This window comes from Pseudomonadota bacterium, from assembly GCA_018817425.1.
Taxonomy (GTDB): Bacteria; Desulfobacterota; Desulfobacteria; order Desulfobacterales; family RPRI01; genus RPRI01.
Genome location: JAHITX010000133.1, coordinates 1 through 2417, shown reverse-complemented (window position 1 = coordinate 2417; position 2417 = coordinate 1). Strand labels below are relative to the sequence as shown.

The following is a 2417-nucleotide window of genomic DNA, read 5'->3' as shown; positions in this document are numbered from 1 at the left end:
TAACACAGAAAGGCTGCATCAGTCATTGGATTATCAAACGCCGTGGGAAGTTTATTCCGGAATTAAATTTAACGTTTCGGAAAATAAAATTTTCCACCTTGAATTATCTTAACTTTGGTCTTGACAGTAGAAGTATTTTATATTAAAATTTTCAATATATACACGGTATGGTCTAAAATTAAACCATGGAGGAACAATGAATAAGAAGAGCGCAATAATTGCACTAAGTATGGTTTTGGTGGTTCATTTGGGTAGTACTTTTACATTTGCAGAAGCAGCTGATGAATGTCTTTATGTAGGCAATTGGGGCCCAGGTTGTCATATTTCTGTTGTTGATATTGAATCCAATGCGATAATTAAAAATATATCAAATGTGAATAGGGCAGGGAAGCTTTTTGTTTCGCCTGATGGGGTTCAAACTTATGCAAGGAGTTACGGCCACGCACTAGTTATAGATAACGTCGATCAGATTGTAGTAAAGCCAATGCTTGAGCATATGAAAAAGGTTCAAACTATTGCAATATCACCTGATAGTAGCTTGGCGTTTGTCGGGGCGTACAATCCTTATCAAGCCTGGACAGGAGGGCAGCCCAGGTTTGGAGGAGGTCTTTTTACTTTTGATACCAGCAACTTTGAGAAACTTAGGGCATATGACTTTGGTGGGCACAGGATAAGAGCTATTTCAGTTAGAAATGACGGAAAATATATCTATGCGGATTGTCATTATTCTTATAGCTCTTACATCAGGATCTACGATGTCGAGAACAATTTAAAGTTGTGTGATTTAAGCGTGAAGTTTGACACAAGAAGATTTCTGGGCATGGCGCAAAGTCCTGATGGTAGATACCTATACGCTGCAGGGATGACTCATGATAACCAAAGAAATAACTGGAATGATTATGGCTATATACAAACTATCGATACGAAGACCAATCAAATAGTCCATACATTGAAAGTCCGATATAGCCAGTTTTATAAGATAGCGGTCAGCCCAAACGGCCTTTATGCCTGCGTGATAGATGATCACTATAAGAAGCTATATATAATTAATCTGCAGGATTATTCATACCGGTCGGTGAGCATTGGGGAGGCAATTTTGGACTATTCAGGCAATTATACTGAGAGCATAATCTTTAGTCCGGATAGCTCGTATGTGTATGTATTAAAAATGGAGTCTTATGGCGTCATGGTAATCGATTTAAATAATGCCGTAGAAGTAAACAATATAGCCTTAGACAATAAGCCGTGCCAGATGATAATGACTCCGGATGGCAGATATATTTATGTCACAATACCAAATTCGCATAAAGTTTCTGTTATAGATGTTGCCACTGACACAATAGTGAAAAATATCACGGGTTTTTCATTTCCTTCATCAATAGTATATGTATCTATTAAAAACGATCCTCCTGTAACCGTTGCTTCAGTTTCTCCTTCTCCAAATGAGGGTGGTTGGAATAATACTAATATAACTATTAACCTAACAGCTACCGACAACGAAGGCGGCTCCGGAATAAAAGAACTCCATTATGAATTGTCTGGAGTGGTAAATGAAGAAAGAACAATTTCAGATTCTACGATAGAAATACCTATTTATGACGAAGGCCTAACTACTCTCAGTTACTATGCCATAGATAACTCTGGAAATGCGGAAGAGCCAAAATCTTTGGAGATCAATATAGACAAAACACCTCCGTTAATCGTTTCACATGTTTTGCCTCAGCCAAACTCAAATGGCTGGAATAATACTGATGTGACTGTTAATTTCACAGCTACGGATGCTCTTTCAGGTGTAGTAAATGTTAGTGATCCTGTTAATGTGACTACCGAAGGAGAGAATCAACTAATTGGCGGTGAGGTCACGGATGCAGCCGGCAACAGAGCCTCTACCTTTGTTGCGCTTAATATTGATAAGACTTCTCCGGTCATATCCTCTCAATCTTCACCTCAACCCAATGTCAGTGGCTGGAATAACACCGATGTAACAGTTGCTTTTGTTGCCAGCGATGCCCTCTCAGGCATTGATACTGTTAGCGATCTGGCCGTTGTAACTGCCGAGGGAGAAGGTCAACAAATCAATGGTGAAACTATAGATTTAGCTGGTAACCGTGCCGCTGCTTCGCTCACGCTTAATATTGACAAAACTCCACCGGTCGCATCGATAACAACTGCGCCCGAGATCCTTTGGCCGCCAAATCACAAGTTAGTTGATGTCACCATTAACGGTTCAGCAGGGGATATTTTATCCGGCGTGGGATCGAAGACATTCGAAATTATCGATGAATATGGCAAGGTCGAGCCAATAATAGCAGATTTTAATACTGTAGTTCAGCTCGAGGCTTCGAGAAAAGGAAAAGATAAGGATGGAAGGAATTATACGATCTCCGTTATCGTTCAAGACCAGGCTGGTAATGAGT

General features: G+C 39.9%; 1 protein-coding gene. It reads left to right on the top strand.

From position 1 onward, the window contains the following. Positions 1-196: 196 nt before the first annotated feature. On the top strand, positions 197-2417 hold a 2221-nt coding region (locus KKC46_22145), incomplete at its 3' end, for a YncE family protein (protein ID MBU1056505.1).